Consider the following 25,875-nt stretch of genomic DNA (forward strand, 5'->3'; position numbering starts at 1 on the left):
GGGCTTTTTATGATTCTATTTGAGGAATTTGAAGAGCAATGGCTTGAGGAAATTCGAGCCGATAACCCCAGTACGACTCAATTAGGCAACCGATTCGCGCAAAAAATCCTTCGGGACTGGCACGAGATCGACGAGGCCACGGCTGAGATTATTCTGTGCGACGGCGCGGGCGATGGCGGGATTGATGCTGCCGTCTTCGTAAAAGCCGATCCGGCGGAGGGTATCGAAGGCTCCACCTGGATTCTCGTTCAAAGCAAATATGGGACGGCACTAAGTGGCCCAAATACAATTACGCTAGAAGCGCAAAAGCTGTTTGCTACGCTTGAGGGTAAGAGGGCATCGTTATCGTCGTTATCGAATGAACTGGTGGGGCGATTGAAAACCTTCCTATCGAACATGGGCGACAGAGATAAACTGGAATACGTTGTGGCCACGAGCCGAAAGCTTGATGATCAGGAACACGAGTATCTGAACAACGTCCGCGTCCTGGGCCGGAATAAATTCGGCGATTGCTTCGATACAGATTCGGTTTCTGTTGAGACTATCTATAACAAGGTTCGTGAAGAGGAAGAGAAAGTCGTTGGCCCTCAGCTTTCGGTCAAGCTTACTACCTCAGTAACCGCTTCGACAAAAGAGCTTCATATCGGTGCAACGACGTTGCCGAATGTTTTTGCGTTTATGCAGGAATACAAAAGCAAGTCCGGCGATCTGGACATGTTATATGAAAAAAATGTTCGTAAGTTTCTGGGCAACAAACGCAAGGTCAACAAAGGCATTGAGAAGACAATCGAGACAAACCCTGAGCGGTTCGGGCTTTACAACAATGGCATCACCATTGTCGCCGAGCAGCTCTCGCACAGCACCGGCGGCGAACTTAGTCTCGTAAATCCCTTCATCGTCAATGGTTGTCAGACCACACGCTCGATCTGGTCTGTCTTACAGCGAAAGCTGAATGCAGGCGGCTCTGCGCCGACCGAAAAACAAAAGGAATGGGAAGAGCGACTTAAGCTAGGCGTGGTCGTTACTAAAATCGTTTTGGTAGGTGCGGGCGGCGAAGCGCTGCTGACGGAGACGACGCGCTACACCAACATGCAAAATGCGGTCGGTGAGAAGGACTTTATTGCACTAGAAGAAGATTTTCGAACATGGGTGCCTGCGTTCAATAACCGCTTTGGCGTGTTTCTAGAGATCCAACGTGGGGCGTGGGAAGCGCGCCGTGCCTTCCAGAAGCAAAATCCCACGGTGACACCCTTGTATTCGGAGTCTGCAAACGCGTTCGACCTGCTCAAAGCGTATGCCGCTGGCTGGCTGGTCGAGCCCGGTATCGCCTTCGGGAAAAACCCGCCATTTGCGCCCGGCGGATCGCTCTTCAACAAAATCGTAAACGAGCCAAGTTTCGGAACAGACTCATTGTACGCGGCGTACCAGCTGCAACGCCTTGCGGGCGGATATGGTTTCGGGCGTGGAGCGCAAAAGCAATCCCGAGGCCAAACCCGCTATTTGTTTATGATGGTGGTGATCGATATCGTGAAAGATTGCCTGCTCTATCTGGGTAAAAACCGTACGAACATTGATCTTGTGAAAGCAGTCCAATCCCTTGCCGATTCAGATTTGCTTCGGCATGTCGGGGATGCAGCGATCCAGGTGATCGATGATTATATGACGAGCGGCGCAGAAGACTCTATTTATTTGGAGCCTGAGTTTCAAAAAACCAATGATCTGAATGCTTTCCTAAAGTCAGAAAAGCTCGGAAAGAGCGATGAGTTCTCGCCAAACCTCCGAACCCAGCTTTCCATGGCAAAGAAAATCTTCCGCAAAGGAGAGCAAGCAATAGCTATCAATAAGGCTCTTAACGAAGCGATATGAAATAAACGGTCGGCCGTTGCAGAGCTTTCTTGAGAAAAAAATCGAGATGCCGAAGTTTGGCTAGTGAGTCAGTTTGAATTTACGAATCGAACACCGCGAAGTCGTGACAACTTTTTCCACTTACACAGAGCGGGCGCGGGAAAAGAACAGAAATTTGGCGGCGGCAAGGCGGTCAGGGAGATGGCGATTTACGGACTTTCCGTGTCATCCAGTGCTCGAAAGGCGAGTCTAGCACTGGCGCGGCAGCATACCGTTCGGGCGTTCGGGTAACTGGGTAGATCCAACTTTCGAGAGGGTGCGGCCGAAAAGTTATGAGTCCGCCTCTGCCAGCTTTATCGCAAGCCTCCTTGCAGACGTTATTGATGACGCCAAAATAAATACATAAAATTAGATCGTTATTTCAATAATATAGGTGTTCGCAGTTTTATCCTGAGGGGCGCGCCAATGAAATGAATAATTTAGAGATAATATTTCTGCACGCTCCGGTCGTATGCCGACTCTTCCCCGATAAGGCGTCGCCAAACTTGCTCGAACTCCCGTGCGCGCCAGATAGGCATGTTCAGGCGTGTCCCGCCGAACTGCCCACTTTACGCAAGCCGATATTGCTCGCGCCTTTCGCGCCGCCCAGGGCGCCGTCACCGGTTGGAGCGTCGAAATCAATCCGGACGGGACGATTCGGCTGGTGCGGGGAAGATCGGGGCAAGCGAATGCCCGTTTCAAAGGTCGCGCTGGAAAAGGAAGTTGTGCATTGGCGACCGCCGCGTCGCGCCCGCGCCTTCGTTGACGGCGCCAGCGCTCGATCGAACTTGAGGGAGCGTTGTTTTCGCCGAAATGGTTTGCAAACATTCCAAGCGAACGATTGGAAACCCAACTATTTGAACCTTGGCCATTCTGCCAAGAGGATCACAAGCTAAGTTTTCGCTGGTTTCCCCAACGCCTGAAATAAGCGCGGGCGAACCCTTGTCGAACGATCAGAAACTGCCCGAAAGATTGCCGCCCTAGAGGCAAAGATCCATCCGATTATTATTGAGACGCCTCAGCCATTCATCTGGTTGCGCATAGATTGGTGCAGAGCGTCGATGGCGTCTTCGAAAGATTCGAATTTTGTGCCGAGATCGCCGCCTCGGTAGCCTCCTTCCCCGTCGGGGAGCAGGACGACATAGGACCAATTCTCGTCAACCGCGTCGAAGATCAAAACGCCTAGAATTGCGGCGAGCCGAAACCAGCCGCGCTCGTGGGCCCATGGAAAGGACCCGCGGGAGACGTGGTGCTGGTCGAATTCATCGCGAGTAATCGCTTCGATGCTCATCGCTGTTGCCCGTAAATGATAGGTTCAAGCCATGTGTTGGCGCTTTACCCAATTTTTCAGCTGGCCTGAGTTCGTCAAGCTGCATCGCCTGTCCCAGCCGCGCGCAATCTGCGCCCGCGGTACAATATCACGCTGACAACTACGGTCGAGACGATCCGGTCGACAGACGTTGGCGCAGAGCTCGTGCCGATGCGATCTGGCGGAAGAAGACAATCAAGGAGCTTCCTCTGACCTTCTATGCGCACGCGGAGACCGTCGTGACAATGCTGATGTGAGGCTCCGCGTTCAAGAGAGCTTGCCCGACGAATTTGGACAATAGGATAAGCAGAGTTTCTGCCCGATCGCGGCCAAAATGACTGTCCCAATAGGAGCGATGATGAGCAAACGACGACGCCGGCCTTCAAGGCGGGCTCTAGCGCAAACTTTCTGAATCAATGCAACGAATTGATAGGGAGCGTGAGTCGGCTCATGCAGCGGGAACTACATTCCAGATTTCGGGCGCGGCTTTGCCTTTGATGAGAGGCTTGACGAGTTTGAATTGACCTTTTCTGATCCGACGCATCAGTTCGATGTCAGCTATGGTGATGGAGGCGCTCCGAAAGCGCTTCAATCCAAGCACTGGACCCAATCTAAGTTTAATCGATTGACGGTCCTGCTTGATCAGACTGTTGAGATATTTCGAGGACCTGATTTTGGTTCGTTTGCCGCGATGATGTTCGCCAAGGATTTCCCGGGCCGCCCGATGCGAAGCCTGACAGCATCAAGCGTGATGGCGTACGGCAGCTGCCCCTGGCTCTTGAACGCCCGACGAAAAAACGCCCTAGCGGCTGCGAGATCCCGCCTGGCGCGAAAGAGGAAATCCTCCGTCTTTCCTTGCTTATCGACAGCGCGATAGAGGTAGGTCCAGCAGCCTTTGATCTTCACATAGGTCTCGTCGATGCGCCACGAGTCTCCGGCCCGGCAGGCGAAGCGGTTCCAGCGCTTTCGAATTCCGGAACATAGCGCCGGATCCAGCGCATGATCGTCGTATGAGCCAGGAACATTCCCCGCTCAGCCATCATTGCCCACGAGATCTCGAAAGCTAAGCTTAAACCGAAGATGCCACCGGACGCAGAGGATGATGACCTCGCGGCCGAAATGGCGGCCCTTGAACAGATCATCCAGCGCGGCATAGCCATTCGCTTGCTCCAAAGGCCAGTTCGCGGCGAATATGACCCGCTTCAGCCGTGTGCGCCAGAGTCCTCGCTGCATGAACCGACTCACGCTCTCGACATTTCGTCGCGTCGCTTCCAAAAGTTAGCGCCACAACCCTGCAAAGCTCAACTCATTGCTCGGGACCAGGAGGGAGGGAGGCGAGCGGAGTTCCGGCGTTGCTCCGGCGTTCCCCCCAGCCGCCGCCAAGGGCTTTGAATAGCGCGATGGCGCTCCTGTCCAGGCTGACTTGGCTTTGCACCAGCGTGTCTTGCGCGCTGGCCAGAGAACGCTGCGCCGTGACCACATTGACATAGTCGCCACGCCCGGCGCGGTAGACCACCATCGCGAGCGATGCGGAGTCTGCATAGGCCGCGACGGTGCGACGCAGCGCGGCCTCGTGGGCGCGCTCACGGTCGAGATCCGTCAAGGCCTTTTCTACCTCCTCAACCGCAGCGTTCACTTTTCCGCGCCAGGAGGCGATCAACTCTTCGCGCACCGCCGCCCGCTCCCGCACCACCGCGGCCCGCCGGCCGGCGTCGAAGATGGGCATGTCCACAGTCGGCCCGAGCGACCAGACGTTCGAGCTGAGCTTGGTGACGCCGCTGAGGCGGCTAGAGTTCAGACCAACGGAACCGGCCAGGGATACGGCGGGCAGTCGGTCGGCTTCCGCGACGCCGATATTCGCCGTGGCTGCGGCGATCCGGCGTTCGGCGGCGCGAATGTCCGGCCGCCGCGCCAACACCGTCACCGGCGGCTCCGGATTCACGCCCCCTGCCAAGGACGGCACGGGGCGCACCGGCGCGAGCCGGGTTCGCACCGCAGCCGGGGTCTGCCCGATGAGAACGGCCAGGCGCAGCTCCACTTCGCGGGCGCCCTGCTCCAGCGGCGGAATTGTCGCGCGGGCGCTTTCCAGTTCAGCCTGCGCCTGCACGGCGTCCAGCCCCGTGCCTGTGCCTGCCTGGGCCTTGGCCCGCGCCAGGGCCAGGCTGTCCTCACGCAGGGCGACGGTTTGCCGGGCCAGCGCAACCCGCGCCTGATAGCCGCGCAGCTGCACGTAGTAGCTGGCCACATCGCCCTGCGTACTCAGCAAGGTGTCCGCCAAGTCCGCCACGTCCGCGTCCGCCGAGGCTATGGCGCGCTCAAGGTCGCGCCGCTTGCCGCCGAAGATGTCCAGCTCCCAGCTCGCGTCAAACCCGACGGCGAAGCTGTTGCTAGCGACGTAGCTGCTGCCGAGCGAGTTATCCGTGCCGGTGGTGGCGCCCGCGAAGGTGCGGGATCGCGTGGCGCTCGCAGAGGCGTCGACGCTCGGGTAAAGCGCCGCATTGGTTTGCGTGGTGGTTTCGCGCGCCTGCCGTAGTCGCGCCACCGCCTGGGCCACATCCGTGTTGCCCGCCCCCGCTTCCTCGATCAATTCGTCGAGCGCCGGATCCTTGAAGCGACGCCACCAGTTCACGAGCGACTTCCGGCGTTCCGCCTGGTCCTGCGGCGAAGACCAGGCGGCAGCGACGGCCGGAGTCGGCGCGATGTGGTCGGGGCCAACGGTGCATCCGGATAGGACCGCCCCCAGGCCGAGCAGAAGCATGCAGGCGCCCCAGGACAGCACGGCGCGCATCAAGGCGTTCCCGTGCTGGCGGCCTTCAGCGTCAGGGGCTCCGCTTCGATGAACACGTCCAGGATTTGCCCGACAAAAAGTGGGAGGTCCTCCGCTTCGACCTCCATGACGACCTGGAGGACGCGAGTATCGACGCGCTCGCTGCTGCTGCCGGTAAGCGAGCTCTTCGGCACGACATAGGGTTCAATTCGGACAAAGCGCAGAGGGGAGAACAGGCCGGCGTTGCCTCGCAGGTAGGCCCGACCGGGCTTGCCCGGCCGCACGCGCCAGGCATCGTTTTCGTCAATCTCCACCCGCACCTGCAGCTTGCCTTGCCGGCCGAGCACGACCAATGCAGTGCTCAGCGCCGCAGCCGAGGCGTACTCGCCAACGCGTACATTCACTTGCAGGACGGTAGCGTCGAAGGGCGCCCGTACGATCAGGCGGTCCAGCGTCGCCTCGGCCTGCGCGAGTTGCGCCTCGGCCGACCCGACGCTCGCCTGGGCCGTGGCGAGCTTGGCCTCGTATAGCCGGACAGCTAGGCGGCGCTTGGATAGATCTTCGGCGCTGATGGCCCGCCGGTCGGTCACCGCCTCGGCGAAGCGGAGTTGGGCGCGATAATCGTCAAGCTGCGCCGCCGCCTCCGTGACCTGGGCCCGCGCCGAAACGAGCTCGGCTCGACGCTGATCGCGCGCGCTTCGTTCGGTGCGGTCGTCGAGGCGGAACAACGGCGCATCCTTGGGGACGCGCTGGCCCGCCGTCACTGCCACCTCCGTCACCACGCCGGAGGAGAATGCGGCGATGCCGATGGTGCGGCCCGGCGTCTCCGTCAGGCCGCTGCCGCTGACATAGGATGTGAAGGGCGATGCGCCCGGCTCGCTTACTGGCTGCGCGGGAGGCGCTGCACGCCCCGTGCCGATCACGACGGCGCCGGCCAGGAACAGGCCCACCACGGCCAGGCCGGGCAGAATAAGAGTTTTGACAATTCGGATCATTGGTCGTGCCTTGCAGCCTCGGCCGGGGTGGAAATACGCACCACACGACCGTCATCCATCTCCGCGATGCGGTCGGCGTAGTCGTAGATGCGATGGTCATGGGTGACGACCACCAGGGTGGAGCCCTTCTCGCGCGCCAGTTGGCGGAGCAGGCGCATGACCTCCTCGCCGTTTTTGTGGTCAAGCGCGCTGGTGGGCTCGTCGCAAACAATAAGGCGCGGGGCATGAACGATGGCGCGGGCGATGGCGACGCGCTGCTGCTGGCCGCCCGAGAGCCGCGAGGGAGATTCGTCCGCCTTGTCCGCCAGGCCCACGGAGGCGAGCACCGCCTCCGCGTCCCGCCGCGCTGCGGCCCAGCTGCGACCGTTCAGCAGCAGCGGCACGGACACGTTCTCGGCGACGCTCAGCGTGGGGATCAGGTTATAGGCTTGGAACACGAAGCCTATGTTGGCGCGGCGGAAGTCGGCGGCCTGGCCCTTGTCCATGGCTTCCTGGTCCTCGCCTAGCACGCTGCATTCGCCGCCGTCCCGGCGCAACAGCCCGGCGATGACTGTGAGCAAAGTGGTTTTGCCGCAGCCGGATGGACCGACCAGGAACAGCACCTCGCCTTCCCGGGCGTCTAGGTCGATGCCACGGAGCACGGGAACGGGCCCGGCGCTCGACGCGAAGGAGCGCGTCACGCCGACGCAGCGCAGGGCTGTGGCCGAGGAAGCGGCGGCGGAGGCGCTCACTTGAACACCACCGCTGGGTCCGTGCGCAGGACGCGCAGCAGCCCCATCGTGCCCGCCACCACGCCCACTAAAACCACGATACTCCCCACCGCAGCCAAAAGCGGCCAGGTGAGCGTGAGGGAGATCTCGCTGTTGGCCAGGACGAATCGGAGCAGGGCGGCGCCCGCGCCGATGCCCAACCCGAACCCGATCAGGGTGACCCCGGCGGCCTGGAGCGTGACCATGCCTACCATGGTGGCGTCGCGCGTGCCCATGGCGCGGAGCACGGCGAAATAGCGCTGATTGTCGAGCATGAAGTCGTAGAATGTCATGCCGGCGATGCCGCCTCCGATGACGAAGGCCATCACCGCGGACAGTCCGACATTCATGATCACGCCGGTGTTCTGTATGAAATAGGCCAGCGAGCTGCTGGAGAATTCCTCGCCGGTATAGGCGCGCAGCCCTGTGCTTTGGCGAATAAGGGTCTGTACGCTGACCACGTCGGCGCCGGGCTGCAGGCGCACCAGTATGTAGGACAGCAGCTTGCGCTCATTGGGCAGGATCGTCTTGGCCCGGTTATATGTTGTGTAGACCACAGGCTGGGACTGGAAGTTGCGCTGGCCGCGATAGACTCCGACCACGGTCGCCCGGTGGTCGTTCAGCTCGAAGGTGGCGCCTACGCCGGCCGCTTGTTGCTGCCCATTTGCGTCGCGCCGCGCCAACTTGTCACGCGCCGCATCCTCGTCGATCAGCACTGCGTCGGCGTTGCGCAGGTCAGCCAGGCGGCCTGACAGCATCGAAGCCGGCCCACCGATCAGGGTGGCGTCATCCAGGCCGATGAGCTGGCAGTTCTGGGACGTGCCGTCGGGCAGCCGGGCCTTGATGGAGCCTTTGTAGAGCGGCACCGCCCAGGCGACGCCAGGGACGCTCCTGACCCGGTAAACCTGCGTATCCGTCAGCGCCTTGATGTCGTCCACGTTCTGCACGCGTGCGTCAACCACCCATAGGTCGACGCCGCCGATGCTGTCGATGAAGCTCGTCGTGCTGGACAGGATGCCCAGCAGGGTCGCCCCCTGCTGCGTGATCAGCAGGGTGGTGAATGCCAGGGAGAACAGGATGCCGAGGTATTTGGCGGTATCGCCGACCAACATCTTCCAGGACACACGCAGCATCGGAACTCTTTTTGACGTTCAACCGAACTGCGAAGCAGCGCGACCATTTGTCTGAGCGTCGGGGGTTCGAAGCCCGGCGCTGGCGGCTTAGGCATCCATAATAGCGAATTGAAATTTTAATTTCAATTCCATATTTTAATTGAGCCGTTTGCCCGTCCTGCTATTAGGGACCCCATGCTGATCACCCACTCTGGCCGACGCACCGACGGCCGCCAAACCGCCGAAGCCGTGTTGCAGGCGGCTGGGCACGTCTTTGCCGTGAAGGGATTCGATCGAGCCACCAGCAAAGAGATTTGCGCCATGGCGGAGGCGAACAGCGCCGCCGTCAACTACCATTTCGGCGGCTTTGACGCCCTTTACGACGCCGTTCTGCTACGCGCCCATGAACGGGTCCTGAGCTCGGAGGATTTGGCGGCGATCGCGGCAAGCGACGTGGCGCCGGCCGACAAGATCAAGCGGATCATCGCGCTTCACCTGGACGCCCTGCTCGGCTTAGGCTCGCACGCGTGGGAGCTTCGCGTTGTCAGCAGGGAGCTTGTCTCGCCGTCACCAGCCATGCTGCGCCTCCATGCGCAGCAGATGAAGCCGCGCATATCGACGATCGACGTCATCGTCGCCGAGATCATGGGCGTGCCGGTTGACGATCCAGTCGTTCGTCAGGCCGCATTTTGCACCATGACCCCAAGCCTCATGCTGCTGATTGGATCGCCCGGGATGGTTCATACCATCACCAGTTCCGGCCGGGCGGATGCTGCTGATCTTTCCGCGTTGGTGGAGGCTCTGGCCGCTTATGCCCTTGCCGGCATTAAAGCTCTCGGCGCCCTGGCCCAGTCTGCCGGCCGGAGCAAAAAGGGTGAGGACACACATACTTAGCCGCCACCTGTGAGACTAGGCTCTAGGTCATGATCTCATAAAGGGGATTTCCGAATCGGCGGGAGGATGATTCCACCTTCGGATCGTGGACCGCTATAGAAATCTCGGCGAGCGTTTATTCAACAAAATCGAACACTACAGAGGCGTAGCAACGCGCTATGATAAGCGCGCCGACAATTTCCTCGTCGGCGTGCAGCTCGCCTCGATCCGAGTTTGGATGCGCCTTAATGAGTCGATGGCCTAGAGCCCATTGACGATGTCGTTCGATTCGGTAACATTCACGCATCAGTCAGGCGTGAGGCTCTAATCCATGCGCGTCTCCAGGCCCTGCTAACCGGTTTAGGGAACTTGAAATTGCCCTATTTCGTGCGTTTGCCCTATGAGTCCATGAACCTGCCGGATGTGATGGCGCCTCCCTTTGACGAGATCGACATTGTTGATCTCGCGAAGGACGTCTTGATTTTTGAAACAAGCGGCAGCGCGCAACGCGGCTTCCGCATCCGTGACAACCTTGCCCCCGGCGACGTCGGCGAAATGGTTTTGAGTCTAACCTCCGAAAGGGAAACCCCGCCCATAACGATTAGCTTGAGGCCGAGCGACCTCGTAGCCGGGGGCTCGCGCATTCCCGCCAATTCGATTCGAATCCACCCATCGACGGTGACCGTTTCGAGTGGCATTCCCACGGACGTTACGGTGAAGGTGATGGCGCCGCCCGACGCGCGACCCGGCGTCTACGCCGGGACCATTTCGGCGACCGGCGACGAAACCTTCTCTGTGCCCTTCCAGGCGGAAGTTCGCTGACCCTGCTCGTTACGAACAGCTCTCAGGCGTCCCGCCCGGTTACGAAATCGAGACAATAGGCGATAAAGTCACGGTCGACGCCAGAGGCGCTGGCAAAGGCCGCAGGAAAGACGGCTCGGGCTCCCTCGACCAATTTTGCCGCCGCCTTGCCCGCATAGCCGACGCAGTCATGCCGCTCCATTGCATTAAAAACCCATGCAACCTCCGCTTCCTTGCGCGCGTTTCGGGGCGTGGCGAGAAAGCGTGAAAGTCGCCCTCGCTCGGTAGGATCGACGACGGCTGCCAGCCGGGAGAGCATCAGGGTCCTCTTGCCTTCATAGATGTCGCCGAAAATCTCCTTGCCGTAACGATCGTGCGAGCCGACCAGGTTGAGTACGTCGTCCTGAATTTGAAAGGCGGCGCCGAGATAGAAGCCGAATGCGTTGAAAGCGTCGAGATTCGGCTCGTGCGGGCGTGCAATTAGGGAACCGATGCGGCAGGGATGCATGAAGCTGTACCAGCAGGTCTTCTTCAGAGTCATCCGCAGATAGTCTTCAGGTCTGATTGATAGTTCGTTGTCCCGAATCCAGCCGAGCTCCATCGCCTGTCCTTCGAGCGACTCCGAAACCAAATGATCGAACTCGTCGAACACCCGCCAAGCGGTCTCCGGGCCAAGGCGTGAGAAGTTGCTGCGCAATAAGCGAAAGGCGTTCGCCAGCATCGAGTCTCCGATATTGATGGCGAGTGGGGCGCCCAGTTGAGCATGGAGGCAAGGAATGCCTCGCCGACTTTCGCTCTGGTCCTGAATATCGTCGTGGATCAGAAAGGCGTTGTGGAGAAGTTCAAGCGCAGCCGCAGATGTCAGAGCGTCCTCAAGTCTGCCGCCGAACGCTCGGCACGAGGCGATGAGAAGCGCCGGACGAATTCCCTTGCCAGACCTCGCGCAGAACTCGCGCATTGGCTGGTAGAGATACGCCCGCGGCTCGCCGTCGGGCAGACGTTCGAGCAGCGTTGCGCGAGCCAAGCCGCCGTATTCGCCAAGTCGCTCGAGAAACGCCTTCCTGTCCATCGCCGGTCAGGCTTTCTGCGTGATTCGGATGCGCGACTGCGCCCGAGTGGCGTCTGCGCTGGTCGTATTTAAGACCGTCGCCATGTCCGGCGACGACGCGCCCGCGAGCCATGGCTCCGCAGTCACCGCGGCCTTCGAGACCGCGTCCATGAGTGGTTTCGGCGCGCCGAAATCGGTGACAGTGTCAATTGGGTCGCGAAGCACGCCTGCCGGTAGACCGATCATGGACAGCGCCTGAGCTGCAATGGGGTGGGACAGCGGCGCACTCGCGGCGAGGAGCGCTTCGACAAACGGCGTCACGGCGGCCAGCGGCCCGGCGCCGCCCGCCGTGACGCCGGTCGTCGCTTGGCCAATCGCGAGCGCCGCCTCAGCCGCCTTGGCAAAGCGGTCGTCCCAGGGCAGACCGGACTGATAGCGAGCCCGATCATAGGCGCGGAACGGCGCGAGCGCCTCTGGCTCGTGCAGATTCCACAGTTGGCACTGCGGGCGGTCGGAGCCGCTTCGCTCTAGAATTGCGTTGACGGCGCGCCGGGCCGCCTCGTTAGCACCCTCCATCGTCGCAAGATCGGTGAATGTTCGGACGTAATCGGACGCAAGAAAAAAATTAGGGATCGCGGTCGCCGCCTCAGGCCTCAGACGCCAAGTGTTCTTGTTGTTGACCAGCAACGGCTCGCCGTCCGATCTCCGGCTGGGATCAGACGGATCGTCCCCGATGTCCGGATCGAGGAACCAGAAGTGCAGATCCTCATCGCGGAGCACTTCGGCGTCGCCAACATTCAGGCTGCGCTTCAGCTGAAGCCATGTCTCGTCTGCGATCTCTTGGCGCGTGCACTCGACCGCCGCCTTGCCATTAAATCCAGGCGTATCCCACTGCGAGATGTCGACGGAAAGCACCCCTCGCGTTTTGCCGTCGCCCCAGTCGGCAAAGTCGATGGTATTCCAGAACTGCCGTTGGGAGACGGCGGTCAATGCCCAGGGACTGTCGATGAAGATGATGTGGCCGTGAATGATCGGCGCGTCGTGCAACAAGTAAAACTGGATGCCGTTCATCCACTCCACGCTGTTCGACAGCGGCCCCAGGTTCGCGAGCGAGGGGTCGATCGCCTTCATCGCCGGCGTGACGAGGGGCGCCATGCGCTCGACGGGCAGGGCGCCAATGAACCAGTCGGCGGACGCGTGCCGCGTTTTGCCGGCGGTTTGCACCGTTGCGCCGGTAATCCGGCCGCCGCCAACCTGAATCTCCATCACTTCAGAGTCGAGATGATAGACTAGGCCCATGGTTTTCAGATATGCGAGCCATGGGAGGATCCAGACCTGATTGGTCGGCCCGTTCAGCAGTCGGTCCGATGCGACTCCAGGCGTCAGGATGCCGAAGAGCAGCTGTACAAAGATGTCGCCGATCGTCTTGACGCTCGCCGACCTCGCCTTTGCGGCGACGAGCGAACGCGTGATGCCTATCGCCAGCAGCTTCTGGTAGGCGGCTGAGCGGCTCTCGGCTCCAACGAAATCCCACCAGTCCATTTTTTCGTATTCGTCAAAACGCCGATCTTCGCACGAGGTGATGATCCGCCAAACGCAACCGGAAAAATGCTCGATCTCGGCGTAAGGGATCTCGTTGTGCGGCGAAATGCTCCACAAGAACGTCTTCAGCGTTGTCGCGAGTTCGTAGGCGTTTGCGGGAAAGCGCGAGGGCAGTTCGATCCCAGCCTTGTCGTAGCGCGCGACGAGTACTTGCGTCGTCTCCACGAGACTGTCGAAGACCGTCCCGCTTCCTGACGGAATGCGAGACAGGGTGTCGGTGATGTGGCGGTAGAAGTTCGGGAAAAAGCGAAAACCGTGCTCCCCCGGCACAAACTGCTGATAATTCCCCTTGGGCAAAGCCGCCTCGCGCCCTTCTAGCGCTGCGACGCATCCGTTCTTAGAGCCGTGATTGCCGAGCCCTTCGCGGACGGGAATGCTTCGGGCCTTACCGCCCGGGATTTTCAGCTTCTCGAAGATCTCGACCACGAATCCCCGCTCGAGCAGTTCGTGCGCCGCACTGAGGCCGGCGACCCCGCCTCCGAGAATGACGACCTTCTGTGGCACGACGTCCTCCCTCAGGTCTGGCGAGCCGGTGCGGACGGGAACTCGTACAGGTCGTATTCGACGAGATACCGCTCAAGGTTGACCTCCCCCACGCTGAAGCACTGAAGGCGATTGAGCCAACAGTATCTAGGCTCCGACGTGAGGTAGCGTGGCGCGAAACGAAGCGGCGCGCGTTTCGGTCCGCTGCCGGCCGCCAGCATCCGGTAGCCGTCGTGACCGAAATCGACGACGCCGCTGTATTCGGTGAGAATGATCCCGCCATCGACGGGTTTGATGAGGGCGTGAATTTCCGCTATCCCCACGCCGTCGGGGCGGATGCGCATCCAGTCGCCGCCCCGGTGCAAGATTTCGCCGGAGACGCCGGGTCCGTGTACGGAGCCGCCGCCACGCAGCATGAAGGTTAAGCGGAGGCCGTCCGGCGTCTCGCCAACCGGATATTCGTCGCGTTCTACGGGGGCTGTAACCCGGAACAAAAATTTCGGCTCGAACGGAAACCGGGCCGGGTGGGAAGGAACGATTCGCGAGGCTTCGGTTGCAAAACGCTCGGTCGCCGTCGCCGCGGGAGCCCCCAGCTGTCTCAACTGCGTCAGTGCGACGCCGCCCCGTCGGGGATCGGCCTCACGGCCCGAGCAGGATAGGACGGGCACGAACGACACAAGCGCATCGTCCGGCTGTGGCGGCAGGACGACGGCAAACTGCTCTTCCCCATCGGATCGAGCGGCTAACTGCGTACGATACCCACGCGCTATGCGCGGCGCGCCGCCGTTCACCGTATAGACGACATTCACCACATTGGCGGGATGGACGGGACGCGCCGCGACGAGAATGTGTCGCGCGTTCGCGGCCAGATCCGGCGTGTCCCAACGCAGTGAAAGCCCTTTCTCGGCGTATTCGGCCATAATGAAGTCGGGCCTAACTCTGTTTGATCTGGATAAGGGCGACCGCCAAGGCATCCTTCACCCGAAGCACGAAGCGCTGCGATACCCGAAAAACATGATCGCCGTCTTCCGTCGCTTGCAAATATCGAACTGAAATATCGTGCGCCACGACAATTTCGACAGGATTGCCCTGGAGCGAAACGACGATGCCCCTGCCGCTATCCTTTGGCGGAATACCAGCATCTTGCTTTTTGTTTTCGGCCGCATCCTGCCTTGGGTAATTATTCAGCGTACTCGAGCGTAGGAGCGGGCCGTTCAGTACCGGCGGAATGCTGTCGGCAGGCAGAACCATCGAGTCGGGGATCGGCGTGTAGACCGATGTATACAGCGTATCCGAAAGAACACACGCATATGGTTTATAATATCCGTTGGTCTCGAGAAGATTGATGGCGTTAACCACAGCCGTGAAGGTCGCGGCGCCAAGCATACCCACTGGCTCAATCGGTATTGGGTTATTTGCATTGCACGCTGCGCTAACAAGGCCTACGTAATTGTCCTCACCGCCAACCTTATAGATCGGCGGGATACCCTCTGCGCCTTGGACGAACTTATCCTTTTCGCCGGCAAAGATGATCGCGTCTTCGAGCCGAGCAATAATCTGCGCCGCGCGCTCGAACATAATCCTCGCGGCCTCCATTTCCGGATCTGCAAGCATATGGTTCTTGACGAAGACATTCACTGAGACATTGGCGAGCCGGATTGTTGACTCGTCGTCAACGACCAGTCGCTTAAGGTCCTCGTCATACGAAAGTTTGTTGACTGTCGTGGTGGTCGCTCCGGCCGGCAACGGTCCGTAGAGCGGCAGGAACGACGCCGCCACGCGGGCGCGCAGGGCTTCGTCATGGACAATTTGGCGGATCCTGCTCCACTGGCCGTCCGTCAATGGGGAGCCGAAATCACTCATGCCTCTAGCTTCCTTCTGAAATATTCGTCGCCGCCCGCTGGCTGCGCGCCAGTTGAGAGGGTGCGCAACGTTTCCTCGGCCCGACCGATCAAAGGCACAGCGCCTTGGGCCTTGGCGATGTTGCGCGCCGTTCTCGCGTCTTTCTCGGCCCGTTCGAGATCGTGGAGTTCACCGAACGCGATAGCGCGAACACGGTATAGTTCTGGCAAATAGTTGCGCTCGCTACGGCGTTCTGAATCCTCGATGGCGTCTGAAAGACGACGCGCGGCATGAGCCGGATCGCCGCACTCGATCAGCAATTCGCCCAGCGCGGGCTCGAACTGACTCATCACGATCGATGAATCGGTCGCCCTGAATTGCTTCATGTTCTCGATAATACGCAGGATGGCGCCTTGGCGGTCGCCATCCTGCGCCTCCACCAGGGCTAGACAAATCCGCGCCGAGGGCTCCCAGAAGCGAAAGCCCTCGGCTGCGGAGATGTGAACCGCCCGCTCGGCGATCGGCGCCAGTCGCGCCCACTGGCGGGAGAACACCAGAAAATAAGACGAAACGCACAGGCAGTGGACTAGCGCCGGCGGATGCTGCAGCTCCTCGGCCATGGCGTGCGCTTTTGCCATCGACGCATCGGCTTCAGCATCGCTTCCTAGCAACCAGTGAACGTTCGAAAGTAAGGTCGGCAATGCCAAACCTGGAGAGAGCTGGAATGCGAGCAGCGCCTGCCGATCTGCATCCGGCTCATAGCGCGCGATTCCGATCTCCGCCGCCGACAGCGCCTCACGATACTCGCCCCGTGAGTAGTGACTATAGGTGAGCGCATGCGCCGACACGAGTTCGAGAACGGTGCTTTTCGTCTCTACCGCCATAGTCGCAACAGCGCGGGCAGTTTCCAGCGCGGGGTCCATTTCGCCGCGGATGAAGTAGTTTGTCCACAAGCCCCATGTCGCGCCGCACAGAGCCTCTCCATCGGAAATCTTCTTTGCCAGATCGATCGCGCGACGGCAGGCGATTTCGACGTCCCTGGCCGCCCAGCCATATATGGCTGAAGTCGCCGGAGCCAGCGCCATATGGAGTCGAAGCTCCATTTTCGCGCGCTCGGCGTTGTCCGGGAGAAGAGCCAGTTGCTCCAGCGCCGCACGCAGATAGGCGACAGCAGGAATGTTTGCGGCTCTGTCGAGAGCGTGGCGTCCTGCGGCAAGCCAGTGCGACGTTGCCGGCACCGGGAGGCCTCCCCTCGAGCAATGGTGCGCGATGACTTCAGGCTCGACGCCTGCGAAAGCCGGTTCGTTGGCCAGCATCGCTTCCGCGACGGCGCGATGGAGTTCCCTCCGTCTCTTTCTGAGCAGCGACTCGTATGCGGCGTCCTGGACCAGTGCGTGGTGGAATCTGATCACTCGGACGCCGCTTAGCGCGTCCTCCCGCGCAAGACCTGAATTGAATAAGCGGCGCAAGGCTCCCTCGATATCGGCGTGATCAGGAGCGATTGCGCGCAGCATGGCGTCGCTGAATTCGTGGCCAATGACGCTACCTATTTGCGCAATTTCCCTGGCGTCGCCGAGTTGGTCGAGGCGGGCCATCAACGAATCTTGAAGTGTCGCCGGGATCGTAAGCGCTGGAAACGATTCCGAAGCGTTGTTGAGGCTCGGCACGGTGTCCAGCACGGTCTTGGCCAGCTCTTCGACAAACAAGGGCACGCCGCCGGCCTTCTTGAGGATCATGCGCACGATTGACGCCGGCAGGGCGCGCTCACCTAGGACCGCGGCCAGGAGGCAGGCGCCGGCTGTGGCGTTGAGTGGTTCGAGGCTGATCGTCTTGGCCGGTCCCGCGATCACATCAGGAGGCACAAAATTGGGCCGGTGCGTCACGAGCAGGAGCATCGGCAGCCGAGGCATTCGGTCGACGATTGTCGTCAGGAAGTCGAGAGTCGCGGCGTCCGCCCAGTGTGCGTCTTCCAGCAAGATGAGGACCGGAGCGCTGTGCGTCATTCCTTCAAGCCAGCGTCCGAGAGCGTCATACATGCGCCGCGCACGCGTCGCCGCGTCGAGGCCGTCGTGCGCATCGTTCTCGAAACCAAGGAGATCGGCGAAAAGCGATTGGTCGGCCGGGCCCAGCGTCGGACAATCCGCGACCAGCGAGTCGACTCCGGCCCGACGCGCCTCAGTGGAAAACGTTCGCGAAAAGCCGGACCTGATCTCAATATCCCTGACGATCGGATGGAGCGCGCGATTGGCCAAATGGGCCGCGCAATTCCATCTGACGATCTGCACAGATTTGTTCCGGAGCTGCTCGATGAACGCAAGAACAAGCCGGGACTTTCCGATTCCGGCCTCGCCGCGGACCATGACAATTTGACCGTCGCCGGACTGCGCGACGGACCATCTCTCGACGAGCGCGCCAAGTTCCATCTCGCGCCCGACAAATGGCTGGAGCTTAGAACTCGCACGGGCGTCGAACCGGTTCTGCGCAGCGCTTTCTCCTACCAAGCGATAAGTCGTCACTGCTTCCGGAAAGCCTTTTAGGACGATTTCGCCCCGCGGCTCGTAGTCGAATAGCCCACCACTGAGATTTCGCGTCGCTTCCGAAATGATGATCTCACCTGGCCTTGCGATCCCTTGCAGACGCGACGCGAGGTGGAGCGCATCGCCGACAATCGTCTGTTCGCGCCCGTTCGTGGATTCGCCGACGTCGCCCACCACCACCATCCCCGTCGCGATGCCGACGCGAACACTCAGCGCCTCCCCATCAGGCGTATGCAATTGTCCGATCTTCGCGACGATTTCCAAAGCTGCGCGCGCTGCGCATTGTGCATTGTCCTCGCGGGCTCTGGGATAGCCGAAATAGGCAAGCACGCCGTCGCCACGATAAGCGGAAACGTACCCAGCCCCCCGCGTGATGATGCCGGCGCAGCTGTCCTGAAATGAGCAGATCAACTCGCTGAAGTCCTCGGGATCGAGGCGAAGCGCCAGGGGCGTGGAGCCGACCAGATCGCAGAACATCGAGGTCAGCTGCCGGCGCTCTCCTGCCGCTGGCGATCTCGGCTTTCTAAGCCGGGCCTTGGCCTCCGATCTAGCCCGCAAGAATCTTTTTCGTTGTCCGAGGGTTAGGCCAAGTTCGCAGAGGTCGGCTTCTGACAACTCGTGGAGTGTGCGCTCGTCGACGTCGTGGGCTGCTAGCAGCTCGTGGAACTCTCCGAGCCTGAGTCGGTCGAGAGCCGCCCGAAGAGTCATGCGCAATTGTCCATGACCACCTACCCAAAACCGTAAGAGCGTAACCGACCATCAGGCAGGTGTTTGTCCAGGAAAGATAACGTGGAGGTTCCGATAGCACACAACCTGCCTTCGCGGCAATGTAGTTGCAAGCCGGAAATAGCCGCAATTTGTGAATTTGCATGGTACTAGATATTATCAGGACAAGAGTTCTTTCTTGCTGTTTGGCGAATGGCTCCTTCCAAGCTGATATTGTTTCGCAGAATAAGGCGCCGCTGCAACGGTATTGTCACATTAAGTGAAACGGAGCGAGAGGCGGGGTAAGCATGAGTTATGTCCAACCAGCCAAGAATTATTGACGCCATCAGTTCCGTTAGAGATGATCAGCTATTTGGTCTGGCTCTATTTCCGCTTTCCTGCCACGCTACGTTTAATCGCGATACACCATAAATAAGTTATTTAAATGTATTTAATATTTTATTTAATTTGAGATGCTTGGCTTAATAGTAAATACAATTCTAGACGACAACATACGTACATTCTATATTTGTATAGAAAGCATAAGACTATTGTAAGATCTGTAACTTTTTTTTGAATCATAGTCGTCATAATGGTCTTCTTTGTCCTACAATTTCTGCAATTATGAGACGCAAACGAACGTTTATCTCATAATTAAGTGAAACAATTCGCAAAATTTGTCAGAACCTCATGATTAAGCGCAGCGCGACACCATTCTCGTCTCGGTCGGCCAAGATTCACATAATTGACGTCATCTATGAAACCAATTCGGTGCTCCGACTCAATTTATTATCAATTCAACCCATCCAAAATGGGAAATCTCGCCTTTGGCGTCAACGCGACAGCCAGCTTCGATCCTCGAAATCCTCGGTAGCCGGCCGCTATTCAACGCTTACGGATTTACGGCGCCGCCATCGGCGATCAGTTGACGGCGGCCTGGCCGACCTTATCGATATCAGCCCTGACTTTGGTCAAGCCGCCGTACGGGCCGATGTGAGCGACACCTGCACAGGATGCGTAACCCCGAGGAAATCTAGGCCGGTTCCGGTCGCGTCAAACGCATAGCGCAAGCTGCCTGTTGATCGGATGCTCGCCTTTATCATCAGGGTGTTTGCGGCGCCTTAAACCGGGCCTACGTATACGTAAATTCCATCGGCCTCCTTCCGGAATGATCCAGCAGGAATCACGCCAATGAAAGGGCCGACCTGAACGTCAACTGTCTCAGAGTCAGGATGAAGGCCTCGGTGGTCTTTGGTGACAAACTCCGAGTGAAGGCTAAACGAATCTTTTAGCCAGCTGCCCGACAATTGCAGCGTTAGCCCCGCGACAGTAAAGGCGTGGAAGGGGGGACCAATCGGCGGCGGAGGAACGACGGCGACGCCATAGGGCGCATGCCCCACGGGAACCGTGTCAACACTGTGTTCGTGGTCGTGTCAATCACCGACACGCTGCTGCCGCAACCGAATCCTGAGTTCGTGACATAAACGTGTTGGCTGTGGTGCGAATTCCACGAACGGATGCGAAATTGGGGGCTCTGGCGTTCTTAGGATCAGGCGGCAAGCACCGCAGTCCAGATCTCTGGCACTGTTTTGTCAGTCGTTCTGAGTTTGCTCAATGCGAATTGAGCTTTCCTGATCCGATGCATGAGCTCGATGCCGGCGATCGTGATCGACGCGCTTCGAAATCGCTTGAACCCGAGCATAGGACCCAAACGAAGCTTGATGGATCGGTGGTCCTGTTCAATTAAATTATTGAGGCACCTTTGATGAGCGCACCTTGGTCCGCCCGCCTCGCCGATGTTCGCACAGAAATTCCCTGGCTGCCCTGTGCGACGCCTGATAGCCGTCGAGCGTGATCTTTTGTAGCAGCCCGGGCCTGGCTTTTGAACGCCCAGGGGAAAAACGCTTTGGCGGCCGCGACGTCTCGATTGGCGCGCAGCAGGAAATCGACGGCTTTTCCGTCGCTATCAACGGCACGATAGAGGTAGGTCCAGCGGCCCTTGATCTTCACATAGGTTTCATCGACCCGCCATGACCGGCCCGCTTTGCGGGCAAACCGGTTCCACCGCTTTTCGAATTCAGGAACGAAGCTCTGGACTCATCGCATGATTGTCGTATGGGCCAGATCAATCCCTCGCTTGGCCATCATTTCCACGAGATCGCGAAAGCTGAGCGTGAGCCGTAGATAGCAGCGAACGCAGAGAACGACTATTTCCTGGTCGAAATGCCGGCCCTCGAAAAGTTCATCAATGCACAACATCACGGGTTTTTCCGACGTCGAGGTGGCGGCGATTATGCCCTGCCTCAACCGTTTGCACCAGAACCCGAAGCGGTTCCAGCGCTTTCGAATTCCGGAGCATAGCGCTGGATCCTGCGCATGATCGTCGTATGCGCCGGAGACATTCCCCGCTCAGCCATCATTTCCACGAGATCTCGAAAGCTAATCTTGAATCGAGGATGCAGCCGGATGCAGAGAGATGATGATCTCCCGCTCGAAATGGCGGTCCTTGAAAAAATCATCTATGCGCGGCATAGCGATTCGCTTGCTCCAAAGGCCAGTTTGCGGCGAATATGACCCGTTTCAGCGGAGTGCGCCAGAGTCGTTATGACGATCACCATCAGGATCGGCACTATACTGAGCTTCCTTTTTCGACCGATGGCTCTGAAGCTGACAGTATACCCCCCCAACGTTTCTTTCACTCTCAAAAAAGAGGAATTCGCCTCTCTTCGCGCGCTCTTAAAATCCACAATTGTGCCGAATACCATTGATAACGCCGGCTATTCTTGCCCAATCTCACAATTTCCCTGCGTCGCATTTTGTCGCGAGGCACTTTGCAAAAGTTTGGCGTATTTTCAGGGTCTTATGAGTCCAAGGCGCCGCGGCAAGCATGCAAAGTGAAGCAAACCCTGATTAAGCGCAACGCGGCGGCCGCCACCTGGATGGCGCCGCAACGCTAACCCGCGTAAGGTTCGTTCGCGTCCGTGGACGGAGATCGTTCGTTCGCGGCTTTTGTCGTCGCCGGCGAACGTCCCGCTTTCCGGCGCCTCTCACCCAATCGGGCAAAATCATCAGTGACCTTCCTTGAAACCAGCCCCGCGCTGGCTCGCGCGCTCGCCGAGCGCGATTACAATGACCCGACGCCCGTTCAATCCGCTGTCTCGAGCAAGGCGGCGGAAAACCGGGATCTCCTTGTTTCGGCTCAGACCGGTTCCGGCAAGACGGTGGCCTATGGCCTCGCCATCGCTTCGACGATTCTCGGCGCCGCCGAGACAATAGGCGATGCCGCCGCGCCGCTTGCGCTCGTTATTGCGCCGACGCGGGAACTCGCGCTTCAGGTCGAGCGCGAACTCCGCTGGCTTTACCAGCATGCCGGCGCGCGGATCATGTCATGCGTCGGCGGCATGGACTCCCGGATTGAGCGCCGCCGGCTCTCGGAAGGCGCGCATATCGTCGTCGGCACTCCGGGGCGCCTGCGCGATCACATCGAGCGCGGCGGATTGAATATCGCCGGGCTCGCGGCCGTCGTTCTCGACGAAGCCGACGAGATGCTGGACCTCGGGTTTCGTGAGGATCTGGAATTTATTCTGAAGGCGACGCCCGCAGGCAGGCGGACCTTGATGTTCTCCGCCACGATGCCGAAAGCCATCGCGGCCCTGGCCAAACGCTATCAACGGGACGCCATGCGAATCGACGTCGCGGGTGGCGAACGTGGTCACGCGGACATCGAATATCGCGCGATTCGCGTGGCCCCGATGGAAGCCGAGCGCGCGGTCGTCAACGTCCTGCGTTTCGTCGAGGCGCAGACCGCGATCGTGTTTTGCAACACGCGCGAATCGGTCCGTCATTTGCACGCGACCTTGCTCGAACGCGGCTTCTCGGCGGTGCTGTTGTCAGGAGAGCTGAGCCAACATGAACGCAACCAAACTATGCAGGCGCTGCGCGACGGAAGGGCGCGGGTCTGCGTGGCGACCGATGTGGCCGCGCGCGGCATCGACCTGCCCGATCTCGGGCTCGTCATCCACGCGGAGCTTCCACACGACGCTGAGGCGCTGCAGCATCGCAGCGGGCGCACCGGCCGTGCCGGCCGCAAGGGGGTGAGCGCGCTCCTGGTTCCGATCTCGCGCCGGGCGCGCGCCGAGCGATTATTGAGCGAGGCTGGAGTCCTCGCTTTTTGGAGCGGACCGCCCTCGGCGGAGGACATCCGCAAGCTCGATCAGGAGCGCTTGTTGCGCGACCCGATGCTCGCCGAGTCGCCTGCCGAAGAGGATATCGAGATGGCGCGGCTGTTGCTCGCCGAGCGTACGCCCGAGCAACTCGGCGCGGCCTTGGTCAAAATTTACCGATCGCGGTTTCCGGCGGTGGAGGAGGTCGTCGATCCTGGAAATGGCCCAGAGCGTCGGGAGGCGCGCGGATCTCGGAGCTTGCCGGAGGCAAAGAGTCCCAAGGCGCCGAGGGCGAAGGCGGCCTTTCCGGCCGGCGTGGCGTGGTTCCGGCTCGACATCGGTCGCAAAAAGAACGCCGATCCGAAGTGGCTATTGCCGATGCTCTGCCGCAAGGGAAACATCACTAAGCAAAACATCGGTGTGATCCGGATATTTGAGCACGAAACCAAATTCGAAGTCGCGGAGTCGGTCGCCGCGCAGTTTGCCGTCAATATGCAGCGTCCGGGCGGCGACAACATCCTCGTAGAGCGCCTGAGCGATGGTTTCGAGGGCAAGACCTTCGAAGCGCCGGCGAAAGGCTCCAAGCCGAAACGCCACGGGAAAGCGGAGCGCAACAGCCGGTCGAGAACCTGAGCGGAGGTATGATTGCATGGTCGTCGGGCTGGAACTGCGCGTCAATCGCCGTTTCGGCGCGGCTCGGCCTCGTCCCTATCGTCGCGTTTCTTGAAACCGGGATGGGGCCAGGGGCGCGGCCGCGCGCTGTTTATGCCGCGGCCCGCGCCGGATAACAGGTAGTGTCCGCTTCTATCTTCCCATCGCATCAGATCGGATTGGACGCCACGCTAACGAAGGACCATGGTCATCGGATCGTGAACTTCGCACTGCGTTATTTCGCCATGCGCATCAACCTTCCACTAGGCTTCGAGCAGTCTTTTTTCCTGGGCATTCGACATTGCCTCCCGGATCTGGAGGGACCATCGATCAAACTTCGATTGGGTCGAGTGCTTGGATTGAAGCGCTTTCGGAGCGCCTCAATCACCATAGCTGGCATCGAACTGATGCATCGGATCAGAAAAAGTCAATTCGAACTCGGCCATCTTCCCCTCAAAGGCAACGCCGCGCCCGAAATTCGGAATGCAGCTCTCGCTGCATGAGCCGACTAACGCTCTCCATCAATGCTTTGTGTTGATTCCGACAGTTTGCGCTAGAGCCGTGAAAACGACCCCTCAAACAGAATACCTATTCCATGAAAAATCACAGCCGGCGCAAGACTCGCTTTCGGCTGGCGGGCTCCGTCTCTACCGGGGGCTTCGAGCTTTCTGGGTTGCGATGAAAGGTTTCAGATCATATCCGTCCTCCCTTCCGCGGTCGTCGAGCTGCTCGCGGGTGACGACCGGAATCGACTACGGAATCTTGACGATTGGCGTGTCTGTCTTGGTGGCCGCGCTCGCGCTATGCGCGACATAGCCCTCGATTCCTTTTGAGATCCGCTTCCGTCGCCCCCGCCGTTTCTACCTTCCACATCGATCGGCTGCCGCAAGCTGATTTGCGGCATTGATCTCCCCCATGGTGCTGCCCTCTTTTAGAGCACTGACAGCACCGTCGGTTGCCCCCAATGTAGATGTAAATTTAGAAAGGCTGCTCATTCGTTCCCCCGAAAACTAATCGCGTGCATAAGATGTAGTAGGTGCCATAGAGCGCGGTCGCCGATATAGATATTAAAATTAGAGAGAAAGCGTATAACAGCGGACTATTTATATGAATTCGTCTAATATTGATCCACAGTTTTGGATATCGCCACGCCAGCCATCCCACACCGAACACAAACGGAAGTGCATCAAGCATGCATATTATTAAAGAAACTGGGAGCTTGTTTCCATGACTATGATTCTCGATAGGTAGAACTAGTGCGCATATAGGTATTGTCAATATGAATAGACACGACAGGATGTCGACACATATTTTGATTGGTGTGCTTCTGTTCATGCTGTCTTCGTCTCTTGACCTTCAAAAGTAAATATGCCCTATCGCCTCGGCTGCTGTGCAAAGTTTCGGATCCAACGCAATGAAGCGCAGCGCCGCATTGCTTCACCCTATCCTCAGTCCCCGCAATCCTCACCCAAATAGCCAAGCCTCATCATCATTGGCGCATGAGCCTCCACGACCGCCTTGACCTGCTTTGCCGACAAGGCCGCTTTCCATTGGCCAGCCCTGCCCGACCGGAAAAACCTGCCCGCGGTTTGCGGCCGCTCGATAAAGCCATGCGCCGCTTCCTGGCGCGCCAGTTCCGCAAAGGACGAGTTTTCAATCGCGCGCCGCAATCGGTCCGTCGTGGCCTTCAACCGGAGAAACGACGCCAGACGGCCAAAGGTCCTCTCGGGCTCCGCCAGCATGTCTTCATAGCGCAAGACCAGCACCGGCCGATGCGGCACAGACATCCAGCTTGCGACGTGAAACCTCCACGAGCCCATGAATTCATGGACGCGCCGTTCCGCGCCTACGCTGCTCGCCGCGGAGTCAGCCATATAGTCGATGATTTGATCAACCGGCAAAGCCGAGTGATGCGCATAAGAAACCGCTATGTCGAGGGGATTTCGGACGATGTGAACCGCCGCCAAAGTCACATCGAAATTGATCGTCGGATGTCCCTCGACCAGAGCCACCGCATTATGGGTTTTGATGAAGATGGGTCCGTCGCGCCCTTGGACCAAATCGGCCCGGACCAGGGAGCGCACGGCGGCGATCTCGGCTGGCGAAGCGAAATGCGCGGGTTTGCCCAAGCGATGCGCAAAGGTCCGGGCCAATCCCTCGCGGCTGGTCATTTGGTCGAGCGCGTTGATGCTTTGCGCATCTTCGACGTCGCCGCGCAGTTCACGCGTCAGATTATGGATGAAGACGCGAACCCAGGTATTGCCGGATTTGGGGTAAGACGCGATCGAGATCGCCTTTTGCCGCGCAAGCGAGGGGAGAGGCTGCTGCGATCCGCCGCCGTGTCCAGCCGGCAG

20 protein-coding genes and 1 pseudogene are annotated in these 25,875 nt (G+C 59.5%); 5 read left to right on the forward strand and 16 right to left on the reverse strand.

Translation table 11 applies throughout. The features are described 5' to 3' along the window. The first annotated feature begins 9 nt into the window (after positions 1–9). Entirely contained in the window at positions 10–1,866 is a 1,857-nt protein-coding gene (locus METAC_RS24345) for an AIPR family protein (RefSeq protein ID WP_051335663.1), read from the forward strand. Positions 1,867–2,902: 1,036 nt separating this feature from the next. Here METAC_RS24345 and METAC_RS0117735 read toward each other — a convergent pair. The 7 genes from METAC_RS0117735 to METAC_RS0117775 form a co-directional block, all read right to left on the reverse strand. Then, positions 2,903–3,175 (reverse strand): hypothetical protein, encoded by a 273-nt coding sequence (locus METAC_RS0117735; RefSeq protein WP_026608063.1) that lies wholly within the window; start codon positions 3,173–3,175, stop codon positions 2,903–2,905. A 660-nt stretch (positions 3,176–3,835) separates the two neighbouring features. Further along, complete coding sequence (locus METAC_RS27325; protein ID WP_026608065.1) at positions 3,836–4,099, reverse strand: DDE-type integrase/transposase/recombinase; 264 nt, start codon at positions 4,097–4,099, stop codon at positions 3,836–3,838. Positions 4,100–4,225: 126 nt separating this feature from the next. Then, positions 4,226–4,426: a hypothetical protein gene (locus METAC_RS26865; protein ID WP_198017248.1), complete on the reverse strand. Its 201-nt coding sequence runs from the start codon at positions 4,424–4,426 to the stop codon at positions 4,226–4,228. Between the two features lie 73 nt (positions 4,427–4,499). Further along, positions 4,500–5,981: an efflux transporter outer membrane subunit gene (locus METAC_RS24355; RefSeq protein ID WP_084143764.1), complete on the reverse strand. Its 1,482-nt coding sequence runs from the start codon at positions 5,979–5,981 to the stop codon at positions 4,500–4,502. Beyond that, positions 5,981–6,955 (reverse strand): efflux RND transporter periplasmic adaptor subunit, encoded by a 975-nt coding sequence (locus tag METAC_RS0117765; RefSeq protein WP_036255700.1) that lies wholly within the window; start codon positions 6,953–6,955, stop codon positions 5,981–5,983. The genes METAC_RS24355 and METAC_RS0117765 overlap by 1 nt, the downstream gene beginning before the upstream one ends. Then, the gene (locus METAC_RS0117770) at positions 6,952–7,686 is read right to left on the reverse strand and encodes an ABC transporter ATP-binding protein (RefSeq protein ID WP_026608067.1); all 735 of its coding nucleotides are present in this window, start codon (positions 7,684–7,686) and stop codon (positions 6,952–6,954) included. The genes METAC_RS0117765 and METAC_RS0117770 overlap by 4 nt, the downstream gene beginning before the upstream one ends. Next, positions 7,683–8,837 carry an ABC transporter permease gene (locus tag METAC_RS0117775; protein ID WP_026608068.1) on the reverse strand — a complete coding sequence of 385 codons (1,155 nt, stop codon included), beginning with the start codon at positions 8,835–8,837 and terminating at the stop codon, positions 7,683–7,685. Before METAC_RS0117775 ends, METAC_RS0117770 begins: the two co-directional genes overlap by 4 nt. 174 nt (positions 8,838–9,011) lie before the next feature. Here METAC_RS0117775 and METAC_RS0117780 point away from each other — a divergent pair, with 174 nt between their 5' ends. Both METAC_RS0117780 and METAC_RS0117790 read left to right on the forward strand, forming a co-directional pair. After that, positions 9,012–9,710 (forward strand): TetR/AcrR family transcriptional regulator, encoded by a 699-nt coding sequence (locus METAC_RS0117780; RefSeq protein WP_026608069.1) that lies wholly within the window; start codon positions 9,012–9,014, stop codon positions 9,708–9,710. Between the two features lie 354 nt (positions 9,711–10,064). Then, complete coding sequence (locus METAC_RS0117790) at positions 10,065–10,511, forward strand: hypothetical protein (protein WP_156898267.1); 447 nt, start codon at positions 10,065–10,067, stop codon at positions 10,509–10,511. A 22-nt stretch (positions 10,512–10,533) separates the two neighbouring features. Here the strand turns inward: METAC_RS0117790 and METAC_RS0117795 are convergent, their stop codons facing one another. The 8 genes and pseudogenes from METAC_RS0117795 to METAC_RS27210 form a co-directional block, all read right to left on the reverse strand. Then, on the reverse strand, positions 10,534–11,559 hold the full coding sequence (locus METAC_RS0117795; protein ID WP_026608071.1) for a polyprenyl synthetase family protein: 1,026 nt from the start codon (positions 11,557–11,559) through the stop codon (positions 10,534–10,536). A 6-nt stretch (positions 11,560–11,565) separates the two neighbouring features. Continuing rightward, the gene (locus METAC_RS24365; RefSeq protein ID WP_084143768.1) at positions 11,566–13,644 is read right to left on the reverse strand and encodes a hydroxysqualene dehydroxylase; all 2,079 of its coding nucleotides are present in this window, start codon (positions 13,642–13,644) and stop codon (positions 11,566–11,568) included. 11 nt (positions 13,645–13,655) lie between these two features. Beyond that, on the reverse strand, positions 13,656–14,543 hold the full coding sequence (locus tag METAC_RS25360; RefSeq protein WP_051335665.1) for a DUF3237 domain-containing protein: 888 nt from the start codon (positions 14,541–14,543) through the stop codon (positions 13,656–13,658). A 13-nt stretch (positions 14,544–14,556) separates the two neighbouring features. Next, positions 14,557–15,486 (reverse strand): encapsulin, encoded by a 930-nt coding sequence (locus tag METAC_RS0117810; protein ID WP_026608072.1) that lies wholly within the window; start codon positions 15,484–15,486, stop codon positions 14,557–14,559. Further along, a complete protein-coding gene (locus tag METAC_RS24375; RefSeq protein ID WP_084143772.1) occupies positions 15,483–18,710 on the reverse strand; it encodes an AAA family ATPase in 3,228 nt (1,075 codons plus the stop codon). Before METAC_RS24375 ends, METAC_RS0117810 begins: the two co-directional genes overlap by 4 nt. 1,546 nt (positions 18,711–20,256) lie before the next feature. Continuing rightward, the gene (locus METAC_RS27485; protein ID WP_026608073.1) at positions 20,257–20,418 is read right to left on the reverse strand and encodes a hypothetical protein; all 162 of its coding nucleotides are present in this window, start codon (positions 20,416–20,418) and stop codon (positions 20,257–20,259) included. Between the two features lie 32 nt (positions 20,419–20,450). After that, the gene (locus METAC_RS27490) at positions 20,451–20,717 is read right to left on the reverse strand and encodes a DDE-type integrase/transposase/recombinase (RefSeq protein ID WP_425338922.1); all 267 of its coding nucleotides are present in this window, start codon (positions 20,715–20,717) and stop codon (positions 20,451–20,453) included. 341 nt (positions 20,718–21,058) lie between these two features. Beyond that, positions 21,059–21,239, reverse strand: a pseudogene (locus tag METAC_RS27210) (IS6 family transposase); the annotation flags it as partial. 539 nt (positions 21,240–21,778) lie between these two features. Between METAC_RS27210 and METAC_RS0117845 the strand changes: the two are divergent. Then, entirely contained in the window at positions 21,779–23,503 is a 1,725-nt protein-coding gene (locus METAC_RS0117845) for a DEAD/DEAH box helicase (protein WP_026608075.1), read from the forward strand. A 161-nt stretch (positions 23,504–23,664) separates the two neighbouring features. Further along, positions 23,665–24,024 carry a hypothetical protein gene (locus METAC_RS27495; RefSeq protein WP_156898268.1) on the forward strand — a complete coding sequence of 120 codons (360 nt, stop codon included), beginning with the start codon at positions 23,665–23,667 and terminating at the stop codon, positions 24,022–24,024. 945 nt (positions 24,025–24,969) lie between these two features. Here METAC_RS27495 and METAC_RS0117860 read toward each other — a convergent pair. Beyond that, entirely contained in the window at positions 24,970–25,875 is a 906-nt protein-coding gene (locus METAC_RS0117860; protein ID WP_084143774.1) for a sulfotransferase domain-containing protein, read from the reverse strand.

The sequence above is a fragment of the Methylocapsa acidiphila B2 genome (genome assembly GCF_000427445.1).
GTDB classification, from domain to species: Bacteria; Pseudomonadota; Alphaproteobacteria; order Rhizobiales; family Beijerinckiaceae; genus Methylocapsa; species Methylocapsa acidiphila.

Coding starts and splice junctions, on each gene's coding strand:
- METAC_RS24345 (WP_051335663.1), top strand. CDS start 10: ATGATTCTATTTGAGGAATTTGAAGAGCAATGGCTTGAGGAAATTCGA.
- METAC_RS0117735 (WP_026608063.1), bottom strand. CDS start 3,175: ATGAGCATCGAAGCGATTACTCGCGATGAATTCGACCAGCACCACGTC.
- METAC_RS26865 (WP_198017248.1), bottom strand. CDS start 4,426: ATGCAGCGAGGACTCTGGCGCACACGGCTGAAGCGGGTCATATTCGCC.
- METAC_RS24355 (WP_084143764.1), bottom strand. CDS start 5,981: ATGCGCGCCGTGCTGTCCTGGGGCGCCTGCATGCTTCTGCTCGGCCTG.
- METAC_RS0117765 (WP_036255700.1), bottom strand. CDS start 6,955: ATGATCCGAATTGTCAAAACTCTTATTCTGCCCGGCCTGGCCGTGGTG.
- METAC_RS0117775 (WP_026608068.1), bottom strand. CDS start 8,837: ATGCTGCGTGTGTCCTGGAAGATGTTGGTCGGCGATACCGCCAAATAC.
- METAC_RS0117780 (WP_026608069.1), top strand. CDS start 9,012: ATGCTGATCACCCACTCTGGCCGACGCACCGACGGCCGCCAAACCGCC.
- METAC_RS0117795 (WP_026608071.1), bottom strand. CDS start 11,559: ATGGACAGGAAGGCGTTTCTCGAGCGACTTGGCGAATACGGCGGCTTG.
- METAC_RS25360 (WP_051335665.1), bottom strand. CDS start 14,543: ATGGCCGAATACGCCGAGAAAGGGCTTTCACTGCGTTGGGACACGCCG.
- METAC_RS0117810 (WP_026608072.1), bottom strand. CDS start 15,486: ATGAGTGATTTCGGCTCCCCATTGACGGACGGCCAGTGGAGCAGGATC.
- METAC_RS24375 (WP_084143772.1), bottom strand. CDS start 18,710: ATGACTCTTCGGGCGGCTCTCGACCGACTCAGGCTCGGAGAGTTCCAC.